The 19,436-nt window shown below is 60.9% G+C and carries 21 protein-coding genes; 19 read left to right on the top strand and 2 right to left on the bottom strand.

Going from position 1 to position 19,436, the window contains the following annotated elements; genetic code table 11:
* Positions 1 to 298 precede the first annotated feature (298 nt).
* From JCM7686_RS13280 to JCM7686_RS24460, 18 genes are all read left to right on the top strand, one after another.
* Positions 299 to 745: an HK97-gp10 family putative phage morphogenesis protein gene (locus JCM7686_RS13280; protein WP_041527358.1), complete on the top strand. Its 447-nt coding sequence runs from the start codon at positions 299 to 301 to the stop codon at positions 743 to 745.
* Complete coding sequence (locus JCM7686_RS13275) at positions 738 to 944, top strand: hypothetical protein (RefSeq protein WP_020951330.1); 207 nt, start codon at positions 738 to 740, stop codon at positions 942 to 944. The genes JCM7686_RS13280 and JCM7686_RS13275 overlap by 8 nt, the downstream gene beginning before the upstream one ends.
* 63 nt (positions 945 to 1,007) lie before the next feature.
* Entirely contained in the window at positions 1,008 to 1,457 is a 450-nt protein-coding gene (locus tag JCM7686_RS13270; protein WP_020952173.1) for a phage tail tube protein, read from the top strand.
* Entirely contained in the window at positions 1,457 to 1,867 is a 411-nt protein-coding gene (locus JCM7686_RS23520; RefSeq protein WP_051201569.1) for a gene transfer agent family protein, read from the top strand. Before JCM7686_RS13270 ends, JCM7686_RS23520 begins: the two co-directional genes overlap by 1 nt.
* A complete protein-coding gene (locus JCM7686_RS24725) occupies positions 1,864 to 2,013 on the top strand; it encodes a hypothetical protein (protein WP_020952172.1) in 150 nt (49 codons plus the stop codon). Before JCM7686_RS23520 ends, JCM7686_RS24725 begins: the two co-directional genes overlap by 4 nt.
* Positions 2,013 to 4,889, top strand: a complete 2,877-nt coding sequence (locus JCM7686_RS13260; RefSeq protein ID WP_020951328.1) for a hypothetical protein — start codon at positions 2,013 to 2,015, stop codon at positions 4,887 to 4,889. The genes JCM7686_RS24725 and JCM7686_RS13260 overlap by 1 nt, the downstream gene beginning before the upstream one ends.
* Entirely contained in the window at positions 4,889 to 5,566 is a 678-nt protein-coding gene (locus JCM7686_RS13255) for a hypothetical protein (RefSeq protein WP_020952155.1), read from the top strand. Before JCM7686_RS13260 ends, JCM7686_RS13255 begins: the two co-directional genes overlap by 1 nt.
* Positions 5,566 to 6,132, top strand: coding sequence for a hypothetical protein (locus tag JCM7686_RS13250; protein WP_020952154.1), 567 nt, complete (start codon positions 5,566 to 5,568; stop codon positions 6,130 to 6,132). The genes JCM7686_RS13255 and JCM7686_RS13250 overlap by 1 nt, the downstream gene beginning before the upstream one ends.
* Positions 6,117 to 6,488, top strand: coding sequence for a DUF6950 family protein (locus JCM7686_RS13245; protein WP_020951327.1), 372 nt, complete (start codon positions 6,117 to 6,119; stop codon positions 6,486 to 6,488). Before JCM7686_RS13250 ends, JCM7686_RS13245 begins: the two co-directional genes overlap by 16 nt.
* Positions 6,489 to 8,540 carry a phage tail protein gene (locus tag JCM7686_RS13240; protein ID WP_020952171.1) on the top strand — a complete coding sequence of 684 codons (2,052 nt, stop codon included), beginning with the start codon at positions 6,489 to 6,491 and terminating at the stop codon, positions 8,538 to 8,540.
* Between the two features lie 526 nt (positions 8,541 to 9,066).
* On the top strand, positions 9,067 to 11,040 hold the full coding sequence (locus tag JCM7686_RS13230) for a hypothetical protein (protein ID WP_041527356.1): 1,974 nt from the start codon (positions 9,067 to 9,069) through the stop codon (positions 11,038 to 11,040).
* Positions 11,041 to 11,153: 113 nt separating this feature from the next.
* The gene (locus tag JCM7686_RS24030) at positions 11,154 to 12,248 is read left to right on the top strand and encodes an AAA family ATPase (RefSeq protein WP_158442365.1); all 1,095 of its coding nucleotides are present in this window, start codon (positions 11,154 to 11,156) and stop codon (positions 12,246 to 12,248) included.
* The gene (locus tag JCM7686_RS25040; RefSeq protein WP_084621081.1) at positions 12,248 to 12,946 is read left to right on the top strand and encodes a retron system putative HNH endonuclease; all 699 of its coding nucleotides are present in this window, start codon (positions 12,248 to 12,250) and stop codon (positions 12,944 to 12,946) included. The genes JCM7686_RS24030 and JCM7686_RS25040 overlap by 1 nt, the downstream gene beginning before the upstream one ends.
* A gap of 79 nt (positions 12,947 to 13,025) precedes the next feature.
* Positions 13,026 to 13,322, top strand: a complete 297-nt coding sequence (locus JCM7686_RS13215) for a hypothetical protein (RefSeq protein WP_020951323.1) — start codon at positions 13,026 to 13,028, stop codon at positions 13,320 to 13,322.
* A gap of 64 nt (positions 13,323 to 13,386) precedes the next feature.
* Positions 13,387 to 14,019, top strand: coding sequence for a peptidoglycan recognition protein family protein (locus tag JCM7686_RS13210; RefSeq protein WP_020951322.1), 633 nt, complete (start codon positions 13,387 to 13,389; stop codon positions 14,017 to 14,019).
* Between the two features lie 20 nt (positions 14,020 to 14,039).
* Positions 14,040 to 14,249: a Pam3-gp28 family putative phage holin gene (locus tag JCM7686_RS13205; RefSeq protein ID WP_020949555.1), complete on the top strand. Its 210-nt coding sequence runs from the start codon at positions 14,040 to 14,042 to the stop codon at positions 14,247 to 14,249.
* A 251-nt stretch (positions 14,250 to 14,500) separates the two neighbouring features.
* Positions 14,501 to 15,124 (top strand): SOS response-associated peptidase, encoded by a 624-nt coding sequence (locus JCM7686_RS13200; RefSeq protein WP_020951321.1) that lies wholly within the window; start codon positions 14,501 to 14,503, stop codon positions 15,122 to 15,124.
* A gap of 239 nt (positions 15,125 to 15,363) precedes the next feature.
* Positions 15,364 to 16,623 carry a hypothetical protein gene (locus JCM7686_RS24460; protein WP_020951320.1) on the top strand — a complete coding sequence of 420 codons (1,260 nt, stop codon included), beginning with the start codon at positions 15,364 to 15,366 and terminating at the stop codon, positions 16,621 to 16,623.
* A 174-nt stretch (positions 16,624 to 16,797) separates the two neighbouring features.
* Here JCM7686_RS24460 and JCM7686_RS13195 read toward each other — a convergent pair whose 3' ends face one another.
* Together JCM7686_RS13195 and JCM7686_RS13190 are read right to left on the bottom strand one after the other, a co-directional pair.
* Positions 16,798 to 17,529, bottom strand: coding sequence for a thermonuclease family protein (locus JCM7686_RS13195; RefSeq protein WP_020951319.1), 732 nt, complete (start codon positions 17,527 to 17,529; stop codon positions 16,798 to 16,800).
* 94 nt (positions 17,530 to 17,623) lie between these two features.
* On the bottom strand, positions 17,624 to 18,796 hold the full coding sequence (locus JCM7686_RS13190) for a DNA polymerase Y family protein (protein WP_236635833.1): 1,173 nt from the start codon (positions 18,794 to 18,796) through the stop codon (positions 17,624 to 17,626).
* A gap of 101 nt (positions 18,797 to 18,897) precedes the next feature.
* Between JCM7686_RS13190 and JCM7686_RS13185 the strand changes: the two genes are divergently transcribed.
* Positions 18,898 to 19,212 (top strand): hypothetical protein, encoded by a 315-nt coding sequence (locus JCM7686_RS13185; RefSeq protein WP_041527354.1) that lies wholly within the window; start codon positions 18,898 to 18,900, stop codon positions 19,210 to 19,212.
* The last annotated feature ends 224 nt before the right edge of the window (positions 19,213 to 19,436 follow it).

Here is a 19,436-nt window from a genome sequence, read left to right as displayed (position 1 = left end):
AGTATTCGCGTATTCGTTGGACACGCGGTTTTTCACCTCATCTGTTAAGTATTGAGGCTGCGAATATGCATCCAAAATGATGGCAGACATCATTTCCTGAGATTGGGCGGGAACGGTTGGAAGGATCGCCTTCATCAACTTGTCAGCCCGCGCGCCGGCTTGCCTAGCCTCCATAATGGATCGTGACAAGTCAGCGACGTGACTACATGTGTCCAGCCGCTCGTCGGCGAACACCGGTGTGGCAAGTACCGCTGCAATAGCGGAAAAAATAAACGCATGTTTTACCTCGGATTCCTTAATGGCCCACCTTAACCCGCGCATCGTTGCGAAACTCAAGCAGATTCCGGCAGTTGCCGTTGACGCAGCCAAAATGGCAATGGAGGAGGGCGCTGAAGAGATATGCGAGTACATGCGCAATCTGATCCGATCCAATTTCAAGCCGGGCAACGGTGATCTTCTTAAATCGGTCGGCTGGACATGGGGCGATGTGCCTCCGGGCAGTTTCATGATCGACGACATTCGCAACGGGAAGAATAAAGGCGATCAGTATGCCACCCTGCGGATCAAGATTTATGCAGGCAGCAAGACCGCGTTTTACGCCCGTTTCCACGAATTCGGGACAAAGTCGGGCCTGCCCGCCCGCCCGTTCTTTTTCCCGGCGTGGAAAGCGAAGAAAGCTGACTTCAAGAAGAAGATCAGGGCCCGCGTAAAAACGGCGATCAAGGAGGCTTGGCGCAATGGCTAAGGCGGTCTTCCACGGAGAGTTTCACTATTCGAGCCGGATCCGCAACGCAGGGTGGTCGGTCTATCCGTCACCGGAGCCGCAGTATTTCCCGCGCGAGCTGATCGATGCGGCGGTCGCGGCGGGCCGTGCGACCGAGGTCTTGCCGAATGCCAGTAGTTCGGCAAGCCGCGCGGGCACAGGAAGGAAAAAGGCCGAATAGCCTTTTCACAGAGATTGTCATCCGGTGCCGCCTTCGGGCGGCTTTTTCATGGAGAGAGACCCAATGGCGAAGCCCATTACCGAAAAGTTCGAGCAGATGGTGCTCGAAACCTCAGAAAACGGCACGACCTGGACGCGGATTTGCGGCCTGATCGGCGTCACGATCACGCGGAGTGCGCAGGTCGACACCTCGGAGGTTCCGGGCGATTGCGATGATGAAAGCCTGCCACTCGATGTCGAAAAGGCGGTTCGCAGCATCGATGTTTCTGTGTCCGCGGATGGATCCTGGGCCCAGCAGTCGCACGGCGATATGCTGGACTGGTTCTATTCTGGGGCGCCGAAGCAGATCCGCGTCGGCCATTTGAACGCAGCGCCCGGTGACACCGAATATGAAGTCGGGCCCGCGCTCCTGACCACGCTGACTAACCAGCGCACCAAGGGTCAGAAAGTCACCTGTGCGATCGAGCTTCAATTTGACGGCGTTCCTGCTCGTCTCGTGAAAGCGGGTCCGTGATGGAAGCGCTGGTCCTTATTTGGCCGGGTGGTGAACATGCATTCCGTCTGCCGCTCGCCCAGTTGGAGTTGCTTCAGCAGAAGACCGAGGCAGGTCCCGAGTTCTTGCTGAACCGGATCAACCTTGGGCAATGGGCGGCAACAGATCTGTTCGAGACGGTTCGTGCCGGGCTGATTGGCGGCGGACTTTCCGCCGTCGAGGCCCAGGCGCGGGTCGTCGCTGCATTCGAACGGCATCCCTTGATCGAGTTCAAGGTCCCGGCACAGGCCATTCTCGGACACGCGCTCTACGGTCCGCCGGATGATCCTGTGGGGGAGCCTGGGCCGGTGACGCCGACACCGGACAACAGCGAAAAAACGGACAGTGGAAGTTCAGCGCCATCCACGGCCTCGCAGCCGCCATTGGCATGACGCACGCCGATTTGGCTCAGCTCAGCGTCTGGGAGTTCACGGCCCGGGTCGATGGCTACGGCAAAGCCAATGGCTGGCAAACACGCGGCGCGGGCGGTGAGCTGTCCGATTCCGATCTCGCAGCAATGGGTGTGGAGGGCTTCTGATGGCTGATGAACCAGATCTTGTCGTATCGGCTGGCTTCTCCGATTCGCAGCTTGTCAGAGAGGCGAACAAGGTCGTCGCCTTCTACAAGAAGCGCGGGGAGGAGGCGCAGAAGGCCTTTGTCGATGCGCAGGGAAAAGTGACGAATACCGAGGCTTTGCGCGCGCACACGCGCGAGATGGACAAGCTCGCCAAAGCCTATGACCCAGCCTATCGCGCTGCCAAGGCCTACGAGAAGCAGGTCGAAGAGTTGAGCCGTGCGCTTAAGGTCGGTGCGATCGATCAGAAGGCCTATATTGCCGCAACCGAACGTGCCGCGCGTCAGATGAAGCAGGCAGGGGAGGTTTCTGAGCAGGCTGGCCGCAGAGTTGGGGGCGGCGGCAATACCCTTCAGCAAGTTGGGTGGCAGGTCGGTGACTTTGCTGTTCAAGTTGGTGCTGGAACATCCGCCGCACAAGCGTTGGGCCAGCAGCTCCCTCAACTTTTGGGGGCATTTGGCACGGTTGGTGCGCTTGCGGGTGCGGCGGCAGCGATCATGATCCCATTGGGAGCGGCATTGATTAAAGCCAGTGACACGTCCGCGCAGTTTGGGGACAAGCTCAAGCTGGTCAAGGAATCGACCGATTTGATGAAGGCCGCGGTGGAAGCTGCCGAAACTCCGATCACCGTGCTCGCGGCGCGCTATGGCGAAGCGGCGGGTGCGGCACAGTCGTTCTTCCAGCAGCATTCGGCGATTGCCCGGGCAATCGCGTCGTCCGCTATGGCAGACCTCGGCAAATCCATTGGCTCGATTGGCGGCGGCTTTGGCGACAAGGCTGAGAGTGCGGGCTTGCTGGCATCCGGGCTCGGCTGGATCTCCGGTGCGGATGTTGATCGAAAAATGACCGACACCGAAAAGAAGGTGAAAAACCTCGCCGACACCTATCGTCTCACCTGGCCGCAGGCACAAAAGCTCGCCGCCGCGATGAAGCTTACGACGGAAGCGGGCGGGGACACGGTCAAGGTGCAGCAGGCCGCAGAAGCGCTGCAGCAAGCCCTGATTGATGTGGCCGGTGGGGCCGATAAGGTGGCGGAGCGCTTCGGCGGCAAGGATGGCCTCGCCGAAAAGGCAAAAGCCTATTTCGACATGGCGTCATCGCAGTCGGAGGCGCTGCGTTCCGCGCAGACCCGAGTGGTCGAGCAATATCAAACCGATACCGAAAAGCTCAAAAAGCTATCTGACGACCGGCTCACGGCGCAGAAGATGCTGGATGAAGCGATCAAGTCTGGTAGCGCCGAGGCAATCCGCCTTGCGCGTGAGCGCATTGGGCTCATCGATGATGAGGTGAAAAAGACCAGAGAACTTGCGCTTGCGAACGATGATTTGTTCAAGGCCATGCAGCAGCGTCTAAAGGCCGGTGCCGGCAGCTTCATTGACGGCTTGGTTCAGAGCGTGACTGGCAATACCGCGACCGAATGGGGGCGGGATGGAGCGGCGGCGCAAAAAGGCATCCTCGAACTCATCAAGCGCCGAGAGAGCGGTGGCGACTACAATGTGACCCTGGATCATGGGAAGTATACCGGAGGCTCCGTCAACCTTGTCAATATGACCCTCCGTGAAGTGCTTGCACTGCAAAAGCAGATGCTGTCGCATCCGGAGAACACCAAGAACAGTTCTGCTGTTGGTGCATATCAGATTGTCGGGTCGACGCTCGGCGGCAAAGGTCTCGATGGCAGCGGCGGGTTGATTAAGACCCTCAATCTCTCTTTGGACACGCTGTTTACCGCCGAGCTTCAGGACCGTCTTGCGCAGCAGTTGCTGCGCGAGATTAAACCCGGAGACGTTGATCATCTGGGTCGGGTCTGGACGTCAACCCAAGGTGTCAATCGCTCCGTGATAAACGCGGCGTGGGGTCAGCAGTCCATTCCGCTCGCCGATCCCGAGATCCAGAAGAAGCTGGATGAGGAGATCAAAGAGCGCGAGCGCCTTGCCAAGCAAGCCAAGGAATACGGAAAGACGCTTTCTGAAAACCTTTTGACCCAGCAGCAGACGGTTGAGATGGCCCGTCAACAAGCTGACCAGATTGCGGCGGTCAAAGCCTCAGGCATGGGCGCGCAGGATCAGGCGCGCGCCATCGCAGAAATCAACGGCGAGTTCGAAAAGCAAAAGACCATCATGATGTTGGTTGCGGACGCCAAGCGCCGCAATGTCGATCTCGATACGCTGATGACCGGTAGCACCCTGACCTATAAGCAGGCCATCGAGGCTCTGGGCGAGGCCAAAAAGGCTGACATCATTGCAACGAATGAGCGTGCTGTTGCGGAAGGCAAGGTGGCCGAGCGCCAGCAGTTCATGGCGAGCGTCCAGGACACCCTCAAGGACGGCCTGCTCGACGCGATCGTGGCGGGCAACAGCTTCGCTGATGTCCTCGGTAATGTCGCCAAGATGCTGGCCAAGGCCGCGCTGGAGGCGGCGCTGTTCGGGTCTGGGCCATTCTCTGGCGGCGGGTCGGGGTTGCTGGGCGGGCTGTTCGGCAGCATCTTCGGCGGGGGCGACAAGTTGGTCGGAGCGCTACGCGGCGCGGGTGCGCCTGCTGTCCTTCCGGGCCGCGCCAATGGCGGCCCCGTTACAGCCGGTCAGATGTACATGACTGGCGAGCGCGGGCCGGAGCCGTTCGTCCCGGCGGTCAACGGGCGGATCTTGAGCGTCCCGCAGGCGCAGGCCGCGCTGCGCGGGGGGCAGGGCGGCGGCAGCGCAACCTTTGCGCCGCAGATCCATATCGCGGGCGATGCCAGCGAGAAGACCGTGGCGCTCATCAAAGCGGCGCTGGCGCAAGAAGGGGCGAAGTTCCCCAGCCGGTGGCGCGCGGCCCAGAAAGAATTCTCTCAGAGGACGTAATGCCAGAGATCATCGAATGGCCTTGCGGCCTTGGGCTGCGCGATACCGATTTCTTTCTGAAATGGACCACGCGCAGCGCCGGGCGCAACCTTGCCGGGTCAGAGCAGATTATCGGGGTCAACTCGGCGGTTTGGGAGGTCTCGCTGACCTTTGCCCAGACCTTCAAAGCTGACCGGCTGCGCGCCTTCGAGGTGCTGGTGACACGGATGCGCGGGCGGACCAATATCGCGAGCCTCTGCATCTGCGATCCGTTTCGCTACGGCCCGCGGGTCGCGCCCCGGCAATGGCCCTTCGACGATGATACCTGGTTCTCGGACGGCACTGGATTCGCGGATCCGACCAGCGGCATGCAGGATCTCCTGCTCAAAGCGGCAGCCTCGGCCGGCGCGACCTCTTTCGTGACCGAGACCAGCAATCCGACGCGCCCGAACCTGCGCCCCGGCGACATGTTCTCGCGCGATGGATTTCTCTACCGCGTCACCGACAGCCAGCCCGGCGGTCAGGTCTCGTTCGAGCCGCCGCTGCGCGCGAACCTGCCGCTTGGCGTCCGGCTCGTCACAGATCCGCCGCGGTTCTATGGCCGTTTCGCCACTGACGATGAGGGGCGGCGGGTACGCGAGAACCTCAAATGGGGCCAGCAGGTCACCGTCAACTTTGTCGAGGCGTTTGATCGATAATGGCTTTCACCCCTGCGCAGGTCGCGCTTCTCGACGCCAATCGCGAGCTGGTCGAGTGTCGACGCCTGTTCCATGTCGCCTTTGCCAGCGCGAGCTATCGGCTGATCGAGGGCAGCACGCCGGACACGCTCGGCGGCAGCACCTGGCAACCCGCCCATGATTGGGTGCAGGCGGCGGCGATCGAATCCGGTGGTCCGCTGGAGGCGGTGCCCGCGATCTATCGCATCGGCAAGAACCCTCTGCCGCTCCTGCTTGCGGCGCTCGACAACCGCGCCGAATGGTGGGGGCGGCCGATCCAGCAATACCTGCAGCTCTATTCCGGCGGCGTGCCGGTCGGGCCGATGGTCTCGATGCATCGGGGTAAGATCCGCGATGTCAAAAAGGTCCAGACTGCCGAGCTCGAATATCTCGAGATCCGCGCCGAGAGCCCGCTCGACATCCGCAATATGACGCCGCTTGGCGAATATACCGATCGCGACCAGCAACGGCGCTCGGCCGGGGATCGCGGCTGCGAGTTTGCGCCGAGCCTCGTCGGCAAGGTCATCACCGGTTGGCTGCGCGGGTAGGCGATTACATCCGCCAGAGCTGGCACCGGCCCTGGAGCTGGGGCGAGGTCGATTGCACGCTCTGGGTCGCGGATTGGTGCCTCCTGTATTGGGGCTTTGATCCGGCGGCGCGCTGGCGCGGGCGCTATGCGACCGAGGCGGAGATGCGGAGGATTACCGGCGGCGATCTTCCGGGGTTTCTGGCGCGGGAATGCCCGCTGCCGCAACGCGCGGCTGCGCGCGAGGGCGATGTCGCGGTGATCGCGGTCGCGGGCCATGAGGTCGCGGCGATCCGCCATGGCGAGAAATGGGCTTTTCGCAAGCCGCGTGGCGTCGGACTGGTCCGCGCCGAAGCAATTCAGATCTGGGGACGATGAATGCCACAAGTTGGGGCTTGGCTGGCGGCGACTTGGAGCGCCCAAACGGTCGTGGGCTTTGCCCTGCGGACGGCAGCCGCCATCGCGTTGAATATGGCGGTGGCCAAAGTCACCCAGCCGAAAGGGCCGAAGCCGCGCGATCTGCAGACCGAATTGCGCGACAGCAACGCGCAGCGCATCCGCCATCTCGGCCGGGTGCGCGCCTCGGGCGCCGCGATGTTCTGGGACTGGGCGCAGGTCGGCGGCCAACGGCGCCTCTTCAAACTCTTGGCGATGGGGCAGGGCGGGATCTCGGCGGTTGAGACGGTCTGGCTCAATGACAAAGAGATCACGCTCTCAGGAACTGCCGTGACCAGCAAACCCTATGCCGGCGTGGTCAGCATCGACTGGCGCTCCGGGCAGAGCGCCCTGCAATCGGGCGGGGCCTATGCTGCGCTGCAGGCAGCGTTTCCGGGCTGGACGCCGAACCATCGGCTGCGCGGGGTCGGCACGATCCTTGGCACCTTCGATGCGGTCAAGGGCGACAAGATCTCGGAGGTCTATAGCGGGGGCGATCCGCAGATATCGGCGCTGATCAAGGGCGATGCCTGCCACAACCCGATCACCGGCGACGCGACCTGGTCCGACAATATCGCCGTGCAGGCGCGCGATGTGTTGACCCATCCGAGCTATGGCCCGCTGCGGCTGGCCGATCTCGACACGGCCTCCTTCGCCCAGGCCATCGCCGATTGCGAGGATCCAATCCCGCGCAAGGCGCCGGGCACCGCGCGGCGCTACATCGGCGGCGGCAGCTATGCCCTGTCCGAACCGGTGGTCGATGTCCTGCGCCGCCTCGAGGATGCCTCTGCGGGGCGGTTCTACATCACCAGCGAGGGCAAGATCGGCTTTCGGGTCGGCAAATGGCGCGCGCCGAACTACACGATCCGGGAGGAGCATATCGTCAGCCTCGACATCGGGCCGGGCTCGGGCGAGTTCGAGCGCGTCACCACGCTGGTCCCCAAATATGTCGCTCCTGAGATCGGCTGGCAGCAGACCAGCGCGGACCCATGGGATGATGCGGCGGCGCTGGCGCTTTATGGCGAGAGCGCGGCGAAAGAGATCGATCTCCCTTGGGTGCAAAGCCATGGACAGGCCCGAAGGCTTGCCAAGATCAAGATGGCCAAGCTCAATCCGAGCTGGCGGGCGACGGTGCGGCTGCGCTTCTGGGGGCTGTTGCTCCTCGAAGAAGAAACCGTGCGCCTGCATCTGCCCGAGCTTGGGCTGATTAATGCGAGCGCCTGGATCGACGGCTTTGCCTTTGACGCCGAGGGCGATGAGGGCGTGGTCACGGTCCAGCTGATCGCGGCAGATCCGGCGAGCTTTAGCTGGACTGCCGCGGAGGAGGGCGACCCACCCTCGGTCCCGGAGAAAGTCGAGCCCGGTCAGCAGCTTCTCGCGGCGCCGGTGATCTCCTCCCTGACCATCGTCAACAATGACGGGCCGCCCTATATCCGCATCGAGGTCGATCCGATTGACGGGCCCTATTATCTCGGCGGCTATTACCGGCGCGCGGGCTCGAGCTTTCGCTATGGGCTCGAGGTGCAGGACATTCGGGTGGGCGGCAAGCTCGTCGCGCGGAGCCTGCCCAATGCCGATCGCGGCGAATATGAGATCGGCATCGGCTGGTATAGCGCACGCCCGGACAGCGGCGCGGCGCCGGGCGGCAATGATGCGGCCTCGGAAATTACGACGGTGACGGGCATCGAGGTCTTTGCCAATACCACGCCGCCCGATGCACCGCAGATCATCAGCAAGTCCGGGACGGCTGGCGGCACGCTGACGGTGATCATGGCTCCGGATCTCGGCGCCAATTACTACCGCACCGGACTGTGGCGCGCGGCGCCGGGCGCGCCGTTCAGCGCGGCGGTCTTCCAGCGCTGGAATTACGACACCTCGTCCGAGGTCGCGATCACGGCCAGCATCCCGTCCGAGGGCGCGCGCTACTGGCTCAGATCAGAAAACCAAAGCGGCAAGACCTCGGCTGAGGTGCTTGTCGGCCAATATCTCCCTTAAAACTGAGGTTCCCCATGGTCACGACGACCAAGACGCCGGGTGCGATTTACCCGAATGGCTCCGCTGTGCCCAAGGCCGATATCCGGACCTGGATGACGGAGATGCAGACGGGCACGAATGCTGAGCTCACGGATCTGCGCAATGGCAGGCTCTGGCACAGCTCGAGCACCAATCTCTCCGCGCAGACCCCGCCGCCCGGCACGAACCAGATCATCGTCGCCAATAACTCCGGGACCTTTAACTGGCGTCGGCTTGGATCGGCTCCGAACCCGGTCAATCCGGCGATCCATGCCCAGACCGCCGATGCCGCGTGGTGGTATCTCTCCGAGGATACGCCGGCGATCAAGGCGCGGGTCTCGGCCGTTGAGACCGATCTGCCCAATGGCCGGGTCTGGCGCTATGCCCGCAATGACCTGACGCCGGTGGGCGCTACGCCCCCGACCGGCACCCAAATGATCGCGGTGCATAAGACGACCGGATCTGGCCAGGCCGACTGGGTTCGACGAGCGGCGGCGCGACGGATGTTTTGGTTCAGGATGCGACCGGCCAATGGTGGGGGCGCACGTTCTCGACAACGTCGATCGAGAGTGATCTCGCGGCCAAGGCTGACACCTCCGAACTGCGCTCTGGCCGGGTCTGGCAATATGCGAGCAATGGCCTGACGATTGACGGGGCCAATCCACCAACCGGGACGCAGCGGATCACGGTCAATCGCTCTGCCGGGACCGAGACGGCGGATTGGGCGCGGACCTCGGCCCCGTCTGACGGGGTGCTGACCGCGACGCTGCGCCCGGATGCGAATGGGCAATGGTGGCGCCGCGTCGCCTCGCTCTCGGCCATCCTCGATGAGATGCGCGACGGTGAGGTCAAGCGGATCATCTCGAACAACCTGCACCCCTCTGGAGCGACGGTCCCGGTCGGGGCCAAGGTGATCTGGGCGGTCAAGGGCAATGCCTCCGGCGCAGCGATCTGGGCGACCATCGGCGCGCCGGGCAACGGGATCGAGACCGATGACTTCAAGAAAGACGCCTCTGGCCAATGGTGGATCCTGCGGTGGTCGTCGGACTGGGTCGCCCGCGATCATCCGACCTTCGCCCAGATGCAGGCCGCGCTGGCCACGGTCTCGGGCAGCGGCTCGGGCGGCGGCTATACGCCCCCCGAGCCCTTGCCCGCCTCGGCGACCCTATTGCCGCGCCGCGTCGGCGGCGTAACCCAGCTGGTTGGCGATGCCGGGATCGGCGCTGCGGCGCGCTATACGGTCGGCGGCGACGGGGCATGGCACTGGCTGCCGTCCCGTGTCGCGATTTTCATGGTGCTCGGGCAGTCCAATGCGGCTGTTTCTGAGATGGAGGGGCCTCCGCTCTATATTCCAGCGAAAACGCCTGACTTCGTGCTGATGTCGAATGATGGTGTCGGCGAGCTCGGCGCGTTGCGGGGCTGGAATGGTCAACCTCCGGGCAAGGCGATCACCGGCTTTGTGCCCGCCGAGATCACCGGCGTCCAATCCTCGGCCGAGGCCCTGGCTTCGGCGTCGAACGCGCTCGATCCGCGCGGGGCCGGGGTGATCTACGCTGGCAGTCATGGGCGCGGCGGCGCGGGATTCACGGCGACCGATCCGAATTTTGCGATCTGGAAGGTGCTTCCCTCCGGGGCGCCCGCGCCCCAGCGCATTCGCATGATCGAGTGGGTGACAGCGGTGATGACTTATGCCCCGGTTCCGCCCACGGAAATCGTGATCGCCTTCACCCATGGCGAGACCAACCGGCGCGACCCGTGGGCGACCTATACGGCTGACGGGCTCGGCTACATGGCCGATATCGAGGCTGATCTGGCGTTCACCGGCCTGCCGGTGGTCTGGCTGGTCGATATTCCGGGCGGCACCACAGCCATGTCCGCGTTTGGTAGCGACTGGCAGGTCAAATACGCTTTGCGCGAGTTGATGCGACAGGCGCGCCTGGCGGGTCATAAAGTGGTCGATGTCGGGCCGCGTTATCACCTGCCGATGGGCACGGCGCGCGGCGGGACGCAGGATCATATCCACACCTCCTATCTGTCGCAGGTCCGTTTGCGCGAGATTGATGCCTTTGCCTATCGCAACCACGTTGCGGGCCTGCCCTGGTGGTGTGCCTTTCCCAAAGGTGAGCGCGCGGCAGGGCTCGGCAACAAGGTGATCCTCGCGGTCGAGAGCCTGACGCCGATTATGATCGACCGGGGCATGGTGCCGCTCGATCCGCATTTTGGCTTCAGCCTCTCGAACGACAGCGCCACAATCACCGGGGTTGAGCAAACCGGGGATCGCGAGATCACCCTGAGCCTCTCGGGCACGCCGAACAGCTCGGCCCGGCTGCAATATGTCTATCGCCGCCCGAATGCGGGCGAGGTCGACACGCGCTATGTCACCGCGGCGGGTTCGATCCGCGAGGTCTGGCAGGGCACCGGCCCGATCACCGGCCTGCCGGTCTATCGGCCAATGCATTCCTTCGAGGTGCCGATCGTATGAAAAGCTTCGCACAAATGGTCTCATGCTTTGGCTCCATGTGCCGACTTCCTTCAGGCCTAGCGAATTCGCTACACTTGCTCCTAAGAAAGCGCTGCGAATCACGGGGGCAAGAGATGTCAGGGCAGGAAAAGGTTTTTTTTGAAGAGGAGGTATCTGGCTACCCCGTCCCCCGGGTTGCCTCACTGAAGGTGTATGGCCAAGTTGGAAGAGTCCAGAATCTTACCTTGCACTTTGAGCCAGATATTACAGTTATCGCCGGACAGAATGGCGTAGGTAAAACAACCATTCTTCGTATATTGGCGGATAAGTTAACTGAATACGGTTCCGCCGAATTCAGGCGCCAAAAGTTGCAAAGTTTGAGCATCGGAATTCGCCCAGGGACGAAGTCAAGGGGCGTAAAAACTGTGCTTTTATTCGGTCGGCGAGAGGGGGGAGAGAATGGACCAGAAATGGACGAAACCACATTTTCTTCAGATGGTTTTGTCGCGTGGTGGAATGAGCGAGATATCGCTCATGCACGTGCCGTGCGAGATTCTGGAGATCTCACTGTAAAGGATCCCCAGTTGCAGGTTTTCCAAGAGGCGCTGGCTAGGGTGGAAGCTTTCAAGGGGGTGAAAGTTTACTCTGCTGGCAACACAATGGCCTTCGAGCGCTCAGGCGTTAAAATGAAGTGGCACGAACTATCTTCAGGTGAGAGGTCTGTTTTCTCTCTATTTGGCATGATCGCTCGGCGGGTGGCGCTATCGAGCGAGGAATACAGTCGGCCATTGGTTTTGGTGTTGATCGATGAGATCGACCTTCACCTACACCCCAAATGGCAGCGAACAATTGTGCCCCTATTAAGGGAGGCATTCCCCGACGTTCAGTTTGTCGTGACCACTCACTCGCCACAGGTTGTTGGGAGTGTTGAGGGGCGTTGTGTTCGCCTTCTGGCATTATCTGATAACGGCGATATCAAGGTTTCGGTGCCTAAGGCAACGATGGGGGTTGATAGTAATTTTATTCTCGAGGCTTTGATGGATGCTGACGAAAGGGCGCCGGAGGCCGCTGCGCAGATAGATGAAGTCATTGAATTAATTAAGCAGAAACGGTTTGCAGACGCGCAGTTTCGTGTTGATGCTCTGAAGGATATAATCGAAGGAGATGCGCCTATAATAAGTCGAATGCAGTTGCAGTTGGATATGGCGCGAAAAAGATCGGCTTCGTGATGAGGGGAAGCGCAAAGGGTGATCCGACACTAGAGCTATCTGAGTGGCGGGAGGCTAACGCAGGGCGACGCCCTGTCTGGAAGACGCTGGACTCTGTAGTGAAGAGAGCACTAGTGCGAGACCTGTGGTCCGAGCAGAGTGGACTTTGTGTATATTGTGGCGGTAGGATAAATATAAACCTTCCCATAGTTAATCCGGAAAGGTTTGCCGGAAAGTTTGCGTTTCACATTGAGCATTTTCGACCTCGGCACGTTCCTGAATATCGCGATCTTATATTCGAGCATTCTAATCTTTTCTTGAGCTGTGGTGGGCTCTACGAATCGGGCGATGAACCAAGCGGAGAAATTTGTGGAGCGTCTAAGGCGGGTGCGTTTGATGAGGAGCGGTGCCTGGAGCCTGAGTTGGATGTTTGCTCCGGAAGGTTTTCCTTCCATGAAGATGGAGAGATCTTTTGTCGAGAAGGTGACGTGCAGGCAGAGTATATGATAAAGATTCTCAATCTGAATGATGAGAATTTGAAGTCGTACCGGCGGGCTACGTGGGAATCTGTCGTTGATGAGATGGTTCAACAGCCGGGTAGAAGTTATTTAGAATTTTCAGAAGGGTATTCACAAGTGGATGAGGGGGGCGCTGCCAAGTCTTATGTTCATATGGTGAAAAGTTTGCTTGCGATCCCTGATCCGGAAGTTTTGACATAACTGGTCGATGTATAGACTTAACATTCAAGCACTGATCGGAGCCGCCGCTGAGGCGGCTTTTCTTATTGTATGAGGCGCAATGACAGACCCGTCGTCTTTCCGCTCGCCCGAGTTCTGGGTGGCGATCGCCATCGCGCTGATCGTCAAGATCAAGACCACAGCGCAGCTCGGCCCTCTCAAGGTCATCACCACGATTGCTGTTGCTGTCGGCGCGGCCTGGGTCGGGGCCGATTGGGCTGCAGAAACCCTTGGCGTTCCCGTGCCGGTCGCCGGTGCCGTTGTCACGCTCACTGCCGAAGGCGTCATGCGCTGGCTGCTCTTGGCTGTGGATGATCCGAAAAACGCCATCGATCTCTGGAAGCATTGGCGGCGCTGACCGCCTTGCCTGTCCCACACGCTGCCGCCCCTCCGGGCGGTTTTTTCATTTCAGGAGAGAGAACATGACCGCAGTCATGAACACGGTGCGCGCGCGGCAGGCGCGCTGCGCTGCCCTAGGCTTTTGGCCGGGCCCGATCGACGGGATCGATGGCAACCGGACCCGCGCGGCCTATGCGGCGGCACTGGCCGCCCAGAAGGCGCGGGGCCTGCCGTTTCTGCATCCGAGCGGGGTCACCCGGATTCACTGGCATTGGGCCGCGAGCGGCTATGCCGCCAGCGCCGAGGCCATCGCCGCCTATCATGCGCTGATCCTCGGCGATGGTGAGGTGCGCTGGCTGGCCGATCCCGCGACGCAGCGCACGCATACGCTCAATGCCAATGGCGGCGCGATCGGTCTTTCGATCTGCGCCATGGCCGGCGCCAATGAGCGCCCGTTCGTCTGGGGCCGGGCCCCGCTCCTGCCGGTGCAGGTCTCAGCTCTCGCGCGCGAGACCGCGCGGCTGTGCCGGATCTACGACATTCCGGTGTCGCGCTGGTCCACGCTCTCTCATGCTGAAATCCAGCCGAGCCTCGGCGTGGTCCAGAAAAACAAATGGGACATCACGGTGCTGCCCGGCATGGCCGGTCCCGCTGATCCGATCAGCGTGGGCGATCGCCTGCGCGATCTCGTCTCCCGCGAACTCTCCACCCTCTGAAACCGAAAGGAACCGTTCTCATGCTCGGACAAATTGCTCTGATTATCCGCTACATCCTCTACCCGCTGGCCGGCGCGCTGACCGCGCTTGGCTTCGTCAGCTTCGACGAGGCCACAGGCACGCTCACCGTCTATCTGAACGACCTCGCTGTCGTTCTCGCGGGGCTCGTGATCTATGCGGCGACCGTGATCTGGTCGCGTGTCGCCAAGAAGAAAGGCGGGGCGACGTGATCGCGGTGCTGCTAGCCAGCGCAGTGCTGGCTGCGCTGCTCTGGGGGCTGATAAGGGGCGGAAAAAACCGCCCCTGAACAGCGAGCAACCGCCAGAAAACATCCTGGGCGGTCACCAAAATATGCACTCGCTAAAAACACAATCAACAGGCGTCACTCATCACGCAAAGACAACGCTGCGATGCAGAACGGGTTTCCTGTCTAAAACGGCAGGTGCTTGTCCGAGGGGCGGCTGGGGCGTAGCCTCGGCCTATGTGTGGACGCTTCGCAGACCCTAACCGCCGCGGCTCCGACGAGGAGTTTTCCGAGATCAGGGTCGATCCCTTGCCTCGGCGCTGGAACGTCAAACCGACGCAGGACATCTTGATCTTCGGCAAGCAGCCTCTCGAGCCGATGATCGCGCGCTGGTGGCTGGTGCCGAGCTGGCACAAGGGTGAGCTGAAGGACTGGAAGGCTGCCACCTTCAATGCCCGAATCGAGGAGGCGCAGAGCAAGCCGACGTTTCGCGGGGTCTGGAAATATGGCCGCTGCCTGATCCCGATGGCGGGCTATTATGAATGGACCGGCGAAACGGGCCACAAGCAACCGCATTTCATCCGCTCTGCGGGCAACGAAGATACGCTCTGGGTCGCAGGCTTGGCCTCGCGGTGGGGCGATCTGCTGACATGCACGGTTATGACCCGCGCCGCCAATACTTCAGTCCAAGAGATCCACACGCGCATGCCGGTGATCCTGAACTCAGACGAACGGGACGCCTGGCTTGGGGGATCCAATGATCTTGAAATCGGCGCGAGTGCCCGTCTTTATCATTATCCCGTGCGCTCCTTCGGAATCCGCGATGACGGTCCCCAGCTGATCGAGCCGATCGAGGGTTGAGGCTTGCTGGGATCACTACCGCTCGATTCACCGGACGGCCTGATTGACGTTTAGAGTCCTTTCCGGACCATGGAAAGCCTTGGGCCATGAAGTTAACGTTCCATTAATAGCGCAGTGAACTGCATGATGAAATCGCGCAAGGTGTTTATCGTTGTTATAAATCTCTTCCGGACAAAAGGCGCCCTGTCTCAGATCGATGGATCTCAGATAACGCTCCATAAAAAATGGACTAAATTGAAATGACATCACACGCACCGCCCACCGCCGCGACTGTTTACAGGCTTTATGGGAGTAGCCAGCACTGTGGTTTCCCTAAGTGCATCGAGCGCCACATTGAATTCGACGATCGGACGGGGAAAAAAATCTCCAATTCTCAAGTGTGTCACATTTGCGCCCGTAGCGAAAACGGAGCGAGGTGGGATTCATCACAGACTGAAGCGGAAAACCGAGACGATAGCAATTTAATCTTGCTGTGCCGAAAACACCACGCTTGGGTCGACGAACCCGGCGCTGATGATATTTACACTGCTCAAGAAATGAGGCGATGGAAAGAAGCTCAGGAGCTTCAAGGCGATAACCTGCTTGGGCCTGATGATCTGATCGCAATCCAATCTAGCAACATCGAGATTATAGCTGAGAATGTTAATCTTGGTGGTATCGGTGGGATGGCGCCGGGTGCAGGTGGAGGCGGAGGGGGAGCTATCGGGACAAACGCGCGTGGCGGAGCAGGCGGAAATGGTGGAAGTGTGTTCAAGAATGGTATTCTTGTAGACCCTTCTGCATTAGAGCGTTGGGACAGAGAGTTTTTTGGGAATCTTTTTGATATCCCATATGGCGCTGGCGGCGCGGGTGAGGGGGCTCTCGGCGAAAGCGCCGTAGGTGGCCGTGGCGGCGATGGCGGGGACATACACTTCGTTGAAGGGTCGTTGCCGGCGGGAAGCTTTCAAATAGTCGTAGGGCGAGGTTCTCGATTGCCAGGAGAGTTCGGCCAGCCAACCTACATAGAAAGGCTTGGTGAGGGCGAAAAAGTTTACTTATTCGGAGACTTAGCTCTAGGTGGAATGTCTGGCGACAGTTATTTCACTGACGATGTTATGGCCGTACAAGCAGAACATTTAGATTCCGGATTTTCTGTAAATTGCCTTGCGTTGCACGATGGGGCAGAGATCGACAGAGGACTGCCCACGGTCAACCGAATTGGCTGGAGTTGGATAGACATCCGAAATTTTCCGTTTGATCTCGTGGTCAATGCCATAGCTTTATTTTCTTTCAAGGAGCAATTTGAAAAGCAGGTTGGCATATTTGTGAGTTTGGTACACGACAACTTCGAGAAAGCACGGATTGCAGTTGAAGTGCCGCAACCGGAAGGTTCCTCATTATCCGTTTTTTGCAGCTTTTCCATAGGGGCACAAGTGCAAGGACCCGGCACTTGGCGGCTTGTGGCTCATAGTGATGGCATTCTGCTTAACCAGATGTGGTTTCATGTGCGAGGAGTTTAATTCGCGCCGACACAATCAAGCACTTCGCTCATATCGAGCGCGCTGCCACAGCACAAGTAAACGGTGGTATCGTTCCTCAAAGCTATCACGGTAGGCCAAGTGTAACACAGGGAGCCCACTGCGGATGGTCGGCGACCTTGGACATCCACCCAAGGCCTACCTCGCTTACCAGTCTCATCGAGCGCGACGCCAACCTGCTGCGACGGCCGAGGCTTCATCGCAAAACCAGCGTTCGCCTTTCGCCTCACTGATGTGGGTCTTCGCATAGTCTCGTGATTGGGGCGTGTGGTAAATGCGCTGACCAGAGCGGCTGATGTTTCCTTTAATGGCGCAATTTTCTGGGGCCTGATGCACAGCTTGGGCCCGACGATCGGAGCGATATTCCCAAGCTGGTTGCGTGGGGCTCTGCCAGATAGCCCGCCGCTCTCTGCGAGCGGCGGCCTCATCGCTCGCGTACTCGCTCGAGTAGCGCACGAAGGCCCAAGCGTATCCCTGCCGGACCATCATCTGACCGAGGTCCTTACCGTTCACGGTGCACCTTGCCACGACGCGCTGGTAGCGATCAATCACGACGGGCCGGCAGGACACATCCCCGTCTTTGACCATGCGCTGCAGGGCCTCCTCCGCCGCCTTCCCGCAGGGCCAAGAGCCGCCATTGGCGCTCGCGCAGCTCTGATCGCGTTCCGGGGCGTCTATACCGTGGATGCGAATTCGCTCCGCCCCAAGCCGCAAAGTGTCGCCATCGACCGCGATCGCACGACCAGCTGGGGCTGACTGTGCGTCCTTGATGGTCTCGGCCGGTGGCGAGCAGCCGGTCGCCAGAGCGAGGGAAAGGAGACAGGCGAGATGATGGCTTTTCACCGATCCAAACCCACTTCGGACTGTTTTCTGCTCGTTGCGGTCCATGGCCCCAGCGCGGGGGTGATCTCACGGCAGACAGATGTGCCGCGAAAACCTCGACGGTCGCAAGGAAAAAGCGGAGAAAACTTTAGGGACCTCGTCACCCTCGTTCGAAGAACCCGGGGTGAGTTTGGTTGACGCCATAGCGAATCATGCCGTCGCCGAACCGCGCGTTGATCTGGTCAACCGCGACTGAGACCTCTTCGCCGCGGGTGCGCTCGGCAGGCGCGAGCGGAGCCAATAGATCACCTTGGCGCGCCGTGAGCAGATCGACATTGGTCAGGTTCACCCCCATCGACAGAACCGGCCCGGGCCGCCCGCCGCGCCACAGCGCGCGCCAGAGCGCCCGATGCAGCCGCAGGAAGAATGACGTGTCCTGCGTCGGAAAGCAGGACACGCCTCGGACCCAGCTCTGCCCAGATAGGAATGACACGGTGAGCGAGAAACGTCCGGCCACGCGGCCATCGCGGCGCAGGCGGGCGGCTGCTTTCTCGGTCAGCCAGCGCCCGACCTGATAGGCTTTGCGAGGATCCCTGAATTCTGGCGAGAGGACTTTGGAATTGCCATAGCCGCCGCGGACCGTCGGCATGATCGGGATATCCATGCCTTGCAGCATCCGCACGAATCGTTCGCCCTCGACCGATCGCCAGATCTGCCGGGCATGGCGCGGATCGAGCTGACAGAGCGTGGGCACATCGAAGACCCGCGCGCGATAGAGGCGCTCCTTCAGCGCGCGTGAGATCCCCGGCAGATCGTCCAGGACCAGGTGGGCTATGCGCTCGGGCATGTTCTCGGGCGCGAGCCACTGGAAGCCGTCGGGCTTCTCCAATTTCCCCGCGATCTTCGCCAGCAGATGGTTGGGGCCGATCCCGGCCGAGAAACGCAGGGCAGGGCCCACCTCCGCCGCCACGGCCGCTTTGAGCCGGGTGACCAGCGCGGCCGCGCCCTCGAGCGTTTGCGCCTCCCCAGACAGCGCGAGCTGGAACTCATCGACGCTGCGAATATGGGTCAGCTCGGCGTGGCGATCGAGCACATCGGCGACCGCGAGGTTGAAGCGGACATAGACGCGATGACGCGAGGCGCGGAAGATGATGCCCGGACAAAGCAGTCGCGCCTCGGCGACGCGCGTGCCGTTGCGGACGCCAAAGGCCTTGGCCTCGTAGCTCGCGGCGACGCAGGCTCCTGCCTCCGAATCGACCGCCGTGATCGCCACCGGCTTGCCGCGCAGTGCGGGCTCGAGCTGTTGCTCGACCGAGGCAAAAAACGAATTCATATCAATGTAGAGGACGCGGAACGGGGTCATGTCGCTACGGAGTGGCTGGATTTCTGTCCCATCTGTTCTATTTTTGTTCTCAAGAATCGCAAGAGGACGAAATGGACAGGAAAGATCAGCTGCGGAACGTTGCCTTTGGCGGTGCCTGGTCAGAACAGATCGCCGGGCGCGAGGAGCTGATACGCGCGATCGACACCCTGCACACCGCTGCGGCGCGCACGGCCGGGCTGGATGTGCGCGTGGACGCGAACGTCAACGTTGCCCTCTGGATCGCCTGCAAGGATCATCCCAAGGGGGACATGCTCCGGATCGCGTGGGACAAAGGCGCCGCGATCCCAGTTGCAGGGCTGCGACAGCAGGAGCTGCGCCGTGTGGCCAGGCTGATTGAGGAAGCTCATCGGGGGCGGATGCGGTGACGCGTTGGTCACATTGCGCCACCAGATTTGGCGGCGACCCATCTGAAGACCGCCTCTTCGCGCTCGTTGAATGGCAGCGACCGGGGAGAATGATTGGCTGACCGGGCACTGGAAACAGTCCTTACCCGGTCAGGAGCGCAAATCGTTAAACGCTTTACTCGGCAACAAAATCGGAACTTGTAACAACGAGACGACATATATGAACAAGTATAGGTTTGCGCCAT

The sequence above is a fragment of the Paracoccus aminophilus JCM 7686 genome (genome assembly GCF_000444995.1).
GTDB lineage: Bacteria > Pseudomonadota > Alphaproteobacteria > Rhodobacterales > Rhodobacteraceae > Paracoccus > Paracoccus aminophilus.
This window is presented reverse-complemented; position numbering and strand designations above follow the sequence as displayed.